Source organism: Nostoc sp. (assembly GCF_036919815.1).
Lineage (GTDB): Bacteria > Cyanobacteriota > Cyanobacteriia > Cyanobacteriales > Nostocaceae > Nostoc.
Genome location: NZ_JBALCE010000029.1, coordinates 1 through 5,554, shown reverse-complemented (window position 1 = coordinate 5,554; position 5,554 = coordinate 1). Strand labels below are relative to the sequence as shown.

Here is a 5,554-nt window from a genome sequence, read left to right as displayed (position 1 = left end):
AAAAACATTTGATTTTGTATTAGTCCACGGAGGAAGACGAGAGTTTGTGTAGTAGCGAATTCTATTCGCCCAATACTTGTTCATTCATCCTCTAACACAGGTAATCCAGCACTGAATAAAAGACTCTCTACTTAATTGTGTACGGCTTGCAGCCTGGTCACAACAGATGATGTAATCAGGTTGGATTGCATTGATTTTTGGAATTCCCCGCTCACTGGCAAGTTGCACATCTACGGGTAACTGGCGTAAAAAATTAAGTCATGGGGTATCAACTCAAGTTTGGTAACTTCAAGTAATAAATCATCATCAGAATTCGACTGTTGATCCTTTAGCCAAATTCAAAAGAAGTTAATAGAATTCTTTTCTTCATAACAAATATTATTTAGAATAGAAAAACCCTCCATAATAAATTTACAAGGAGCAGGTAAATGCCAGTTATTGCAGTCGTAGATTATGAGATGGGAAATTTGCACTCAGTCTGCAAAGGCTTGGAAAAAGCTGGGGCAACTCCTAATGTTACTTATTCTCCAAAGGAATTAGAGCAGGCAGATGCAATAGTCCTGCCGGGAGTTGGAGCATTTGATCCAGCAGTGCAACACCTGCGATCGCGTGGTTTGGAACAACCGATTAAAGAAGCGATCGCATCTGGTAAACCTTTCTTAGGAATTTGTTTAGGATTGCAAATTCTTTTTGAATCAAGTGCAGAAGGTATCCAACCAGGACTGGGAATTATCAAAGGCAAAGTGCGGCGGTTTCGTCCAGAACCTGATATCACTATTCCTCACATGGGTTGGAATCAACTGGAAGTGACTCAGCCAAAAAGTATTTTATGGGAGCATTTACCGTCCGATCCTTGGGTGTATTTTGTCCATTCCTACTATGTTGACCCAATAGACCCGCTAATCCGTGCAGCAACCGTCACTCACGGTACTCAAACCATAACAGCTGCGATCGCCTACGAAAACCTGATGGCAGTCCAATTTCACCCTGAAAAATCTTCTAATATCGGATTGCAAATCCTGTCTAATTTTGTTGCTCAAGTCCGTGAGAAAATTCCTGCCTAACACTATGTTTGTCATTTGTTCTTTGTCTTTGTCTAAGACTAATGGCCAATGACTAATAACTAATGACTAATAACCAATGAGTCTGAGAATTTACGGCAATCGCCAGCTAAAAACTTTACCAGGAAAAGAAACTAGACCCACCAGTGCGCGGGTAAGAGAGGCAGTCTTTAATATTTGGCAGGGACAAATTGCAGGTTGCCACTGGCTAGATTTGTGCGCTGGTAGTGGTTCAATGGGCGCAGAGGCTTTGTGTAGAGGAGCCAACCTAGTAGTGGGAATTGAACAATCGAGCCGAGCCTGTGCCACCATCGAACAAAATTGGCAGCAAGTATCTAATGCCGAACAAAAATTTTGGGTATTGCAGGGAGATATTACCCAGCAATTAAAGACCTTATCAGGCAAGCAATTCGATAGAATTTACTTTGATCCACCTTATGCCAGTGGATTGTACCAGCCAGTATTAGAAGCGATCGCTCACTATCAACTTTTAGATCCTAATGGCGAAATCGCAGTTGAACACGCCTCACAAAGTTGGACACCGGCACAGATTCCCGCTTGGGAAATTTGCCGCAAAAAAATTTACGGCAACACATCACTTACTTTCTACAAAATTCGGAGTGAGGAAGCAGGGGGAGATAAGGGAGATGAAGAACAACATAACTCCTAACTCCTAACTCCTAACTCCTCACCCTCCCAACTGATTGGGGCGCTTGTATTGCTGATAGGCAGCGTAAAATAGTCCGGCGAGGGTGACGAAAACTAGACCAAGGACAATACCTGATAGCAGGGGTTCAACCACTGTAAATCTCCTCTTTGTAATTATTAAATATTCGTTGCCTGTTTTTTATTTTACCAAATTTGGTATGAATCCTGCGCCCTACACCCTTTTTAAAGGGCGACTGCTCACAAGAAAATAGTCTTCTGTGCTTGCAGACACAATCAAGAACTTTTAAGCTATGTGTAGGAAATGAAAACTTTCTAGCACACCTAGACTTTCACAGCAAACCTTTTGGATAACCAGATTACCAAACCTGAAATTTTGATTCAGCGAATCGTTTTATTGACGCTGGCCATACTGCTAGCAGTCCCTTTGGGCTTTTTTGGTGTTCAGTTGGTTCAAGCCTCCGATCCATACGTCAAGAGTGTTCTATCCTTAACAGGAAACCCAGTTCAAGGACACGCGATCTTTCAAATTAACTGTGCTGGTTGTCATGGCTTGGAAGCAGATGGGCGAGTGGGACCGAGTTTGCAAGCTGTTTCAAAGCACAAGTCTCGCTATGGACTGATTCATCAAGTGATCAGTGGCGAAACACCGCCAATGCCAAAATTCCAACCTAGTGTCCAAGAAATGGCGGATCTTTTAAACTATTTAGAGTCGTTGTAGACATTAGAATTTTTGGTTGCGGGATACATAAATCCCTCGTGGAAAAAGGCAGCACATCCAATGCTGCCTTTTTCCATCTTTGAGAAATTTTAATAGAGGACGAGAATTTGTAAATCTCCAAGGCAAGCGCAGCTTGTCACCAGCAGTCCATGTGCGGGGCGCACCTTCAGAATGTAAACAAAGCTAGAGTTAGAGTGAGTATTTTTGCTTAACTAAAAACACCTTTGTTAGGAGAGGGTTATCTCAAAGCACCCTAGCTCAGTCTGATAACTTCGTCTTCTGGCGTTGCAGTGGTGAGAACTGGCATTAGTCATTTTCCTTTGTCCTTGTCTTCACATCTGGTCATATTTACGTAGAATCTTTGATAAAAACTCATATAAACTGTATATTTTAAAGTATGTTAGCAAGTCACTGTTTAATTAATTATTGCGAAAGTGAGGTTAGCGTATCTAACTCGGTAGGATTAAGACAAAAGCCCCCAGTGAATAGGCTACGGTATAGCTTCTTTAACAAACTAGATATTCTTGAGATGCCCGAAAGCTAATGACTGAAGCGATCCAAATCGGTAATCGTACAATCACAGTTAGTGAACTGATTTCCTTACTGGCAAATTACCAAATGCTCCCACAGTTGCAGCGCGAATTGCTCATTGATGAGGCGATAGAGCAAAACTCACGCTCCACGAATGTAGCAATATGTACACCTGAGGAAGTAGCCCAAGCTAAACAGCAGTTTTACGCCGAAAAACAGTTCAAAAATGAAGAAGACATCCAGGCTTGGATGGCACATCAAAGGCTGACTCCCGAACAACTAGAAGTTATTACCACTCGTAAGCTGAAAATTGAAAAATTCAAGCAAGCCACTTGGGGTAATAAACTGGAATCTTACTTTTTTCAGTCCAAGGCAAAACTAGACAAAGTAATTTATTCCCTACTGCGAACCCAGGATGTGGGAATTGCCCAAGAACTTTACTTCCGGATTCAGGCAAAAGAAAATTCTTTTGCTGACTTGGCGCGGGAATATTCACTCGGACCAGAAGCCCAAACTGGCGGTTTAGTGGGTCCGATTGAACTGAATGCACTACATCCGGTAATGGTGCAAATGCTCTCTAGCAGTCAACCAGGTCAGATATTGCCCCCTACCCGCATCGCTGACTGGTTCGTGATTTTGCGACTGGAAAAATTTATCCCCGCACAACTGGATGAATTTATGAAAGGGCGTCTACTGAATGAACTTTATGAAATCTGGCTACAAGAACAGCAAAAGCAAATCATGTCTGCACCACAAGGGGAGGGGGACGCGGGACGACAGGGAGAGGGCGATAAACCTTTAAACTAAGCATGGGAGGTGACTCTCATGCTTGGCTTCAAAACCAAAGCTAGCGATCACAGATGTGTATTAAGATGTCACTTTTGAATTCCCTTCTACTGAACTTGGCTAAGTTGAGAAGGTTGAGTGAAGGGATCAATCACATTTTATAGGATTGAGGCGAGACTAGCGCCCTCTCCCGATTTACCCAATCTGTTTGTTCCAAAGTTGAGAAGGGTGAGAGACGCATCGCCCCAACTTTATACGAGTTGCTCAAGCAAAGACTTTTCGGCTTCTCCTGATATTTCTAAAACTGTTGAGTCAAAAATAATTACATGACTTGCAGCAGGTAATAGTCGCCGAAGAATTTGTAAATAGGCATCTGCATTATTCCGACGATGAAACCGAGCTACTACTAGGCGCTGTATATTGGGTAGTTGCTGAATAATACACCAAGGATAACTATTTGAGGTTGATATTATAGGTTAATCTCTCCCACAAAGTAGGATGTGTTAGGAATAGCGATCGCTTTTAGTGTACGTATGCAATTTTTGTTGCATACGCATTATTATGTACAAAAAAATATCTGATGCATACGCATCAATGTCAACTATTTTAGGATGGGCTACGTTAAGTTAAACATTCGAGAGCTAGCTGAAGAGAGAGCTTGGACATTAAGATATGTTGCTGACCGCTCTGGAGTTAACTACAACACTGTCAGAAGTTATGTTCAACGTGGCGCTCTCAATACTGTTGACTTATCTGTTGTATATAAGATAACCCGTGCATTTGAAGTAACTTTAGAAGAATTGGTGGAAGTGGTGGAAGAGTAGGTAATTTTTACAAATATCCATATTCTGTTCTTAATATGTTAGGGTGTGCAGACGTGTGGGTACACTACAAGCATCAACAGTGCTTTAGTGCTTTAATTTTGTGGCGTTCGTCACAGGAATAGTATATGAGTCAACCCGAAATTCGCAACATCATTATTGAATCTGCTAGTAAGTGCGTAACTAAAGATAGCTGGTTTTATCTGGCAGACTTTGGTAGTGTTCCTCTTGGGTGATAGTGGGTAATGTCATAAATTTACTACAAATCCCTCAGATAATCATTTTTACTTACCTTCTTCCCACTCTTGACCACTAGGTAAATTAATCAACATCTCATCAATAGCACCAGGCAAAGACTTTTGAGAATTAGTATAAGTCAAATTTAAAAAATCTTTTGCTATAGAGACAATTAGTGATTTTTCTAGCATTGTTTGCAGTCGCTTAGGTGTATACAAACCATCAAAAATTTCAGCAGATGCATGATCGATTGCTGCATCATAAGCAGCATCCAGCAAATCCTCCCATTCACTTTGTTTCACATAATGAGAAGTCTTATTATCCTGTAAATTTAAATCTTGAATTTCTAAAATCGAGCCTTTAATAGAAGCTGCCCAGGAATTAGTTAATCTTTGTTCAACCTGATTTTTAACTAAATGAATAATGAGCCTGATGAGAAAACTTCTAATATTTCGGATATAACTCTTTCGACTCATTAACTCCAACTCATCAACAATTACTAAAGCATCATCATAACGTCCATCAAGAATAGACTTCCTTAAATCCCAAAGTTCTTGAGTCATCGCGATTTATCCAATACTAAATTCAGGATAAACTAAAACCCCCAAGCTATAATGTAAGCTTGGGGGTTTTAGTTTAAATTATGATCCCTGGCATCGAGCTATTTTTGCGTAGGGCTACCCCTAAACTATCGTGGCCGCAGCAGCGTTTCACCTCTGAGTTCGGGAAGG

7 protein-coding genes and 1 pseudogene are annotated in these 5,554 nt (G+C 41.1%); 5 read left to right on the top strand and 3 right to left on the bottom strand.

Features of this window, described 5'->3' with window-relative positions; all coding sequences use genetic code 11:
- Positions 1 to 120: 120 nt before the first annotated feature.
- Positions 121 to 370, bottom strand: a pseudogene (locus tag V7K15_RS08095) (peptidase C15); the annotation flags it as partial.
- A gap of 58 nt (positions 371 to 428) precedes the next feature.
- Here V7K15_RS08095 and hisH point away from each other — a divergent pair.
- Complete coding sequence (gene hisH, locus V7K15_RS08090; protein WP_334904644.1) at positions 429 to 1,064, top strand: imidazole glycerol phosphate synthase subunit HisH; 636 nt, start codon at positions 429 to 431, stop codon at positions 1,062 to 1,064.
- A gap of 76 nt (positions 1,065 to 1,140) precedes the next feature.
- Positions 1,141 to 1,731, top strand: coding sequence for a 16S rRNA (guanine(966)-N(2))-methyltransferase RsmD (gene rsmD, locus V7K15_RS08085; protein WP_334904642.1), 591 nt, complete (start codon positions 1,141 to 1,143; stop codon positions 1,729 to 1,731).
- 18 nt (positions 1,732 to 1,749) lie between these two features.
- Here rsmD and petG read toward each other — a convergent pair whose 3' ends face one another.
- On the bottom strand, positions 1,750 to 1,863 hold the full coding sequence (petG, locus tag V7K15_RS08080) for a cytochrome b6-f complex subunit V (protein ID WP_292800335.1): 114 nt from the start codon (positions 1,861 to 1,863) through the stop codon (positions 1,750 to 1,752).
- 210 nt (positions 1,864 to 2,073) lie between these two features.
- On the opposite strand from petG, the gene V7K15_RS08075 reads away from it, so the two are divergent.
- The 3 genes from V7K15_RS08075 to V7K15_RS08065 all read left to right on the top strand — a co-directional run bounded on the left by V7K15_RS08075 (position 2,074) and on the right by V7K15_RS08065 (position 4,589).
- Positions 2,074 to 2,448, top strand: coding sequence for a c-type cytochrome (locus tag V7K15_RS08075; protein ID WP_292800338.1), 375 nt, complete (start codon positions 2,074 to 2,076; stop codon positions 2,446 to 2,448).
- A 543-nt stretch (positions 2,449 to 2,991) separates the two neighbouring features.
- Complete coding sequence (locus V7K15_RS08070) at positions 2,992 to 3,786, top strand: peptidylprolyl isomerase (protein ID WP_334904640.1); 795 nt, start codon at positions 2,992 to 2,994, stop codon at positions 3,784 to 3,786.
- Positions 3,787 to 4,376: 590 nt separating this feature from the next.
- Complete coding sequence (locus tag V7K15_RS08065) at positions 4,377 to 4,589, top strand: helix-turn-helix transcriptional regulator (RefSeq protein ID WP_334904638.1); 213 nt, start codon at positions 4,377 to 4,379, stop codon at positions 4,587 to 4,589.
- Positions 4,590 to 4,870: 281 nt separating this feature from the next.
- On the opposite strand, the gene V7K15_RS08060 is transcribed toward V7K15_RS08065, so the two are convergent.
- Positions 4,871 to 5,386, bottom strand: a complete 516-nt coding sequence (locus V7K15_RS08060; RefSeq protein ID WP_334904636.1) for a DUF29 family protein — start codon at positions 5,384 to 5,386, stop codon at positions 4,871 to 4,873.
- Between the last annotated feature and the right edge of the window lie 168 nt (positions 5,387 to 5,554).

Bases quoted from the DNA above. Each gene is read 5' to 3' on its own strand.
- hisH (WP_334904644.1), top strand. From the start codon at position 429: ATGCCAGTTATTGCAGTCGTAGATTATGAGATGGGAAATTTGCACTCA.
- rsmD (WP_334904642.1), top strand. From the start codon at position 1,141: ATGAGTCTGAGAATTTACGGCAATCGCCAGCTAAAAACTTTACCAGGA.
- V7K15_RS08070 (WP_334904640.1), top strand. From the start codon at position 2,992: ATGACTGAAGCGATCCAAATCGGTAATCGTACAATCACAGTTAGTGAA.
- V7K15_RS08065 (WP_334904638.1), top strand. From the start codon at position 4,377: ATGGGCTACGTTAAGTTAAACATTCGAGAGCTAGCTGAAGAGAGAGCT.
- V7K15_RS08060 (WP_334904636.1), bottom strand. From the start codon at position 5,386: ATGACTCAAGAACTTTGGGATTTAAGGAAGTCTATTCTTGATGGACGT.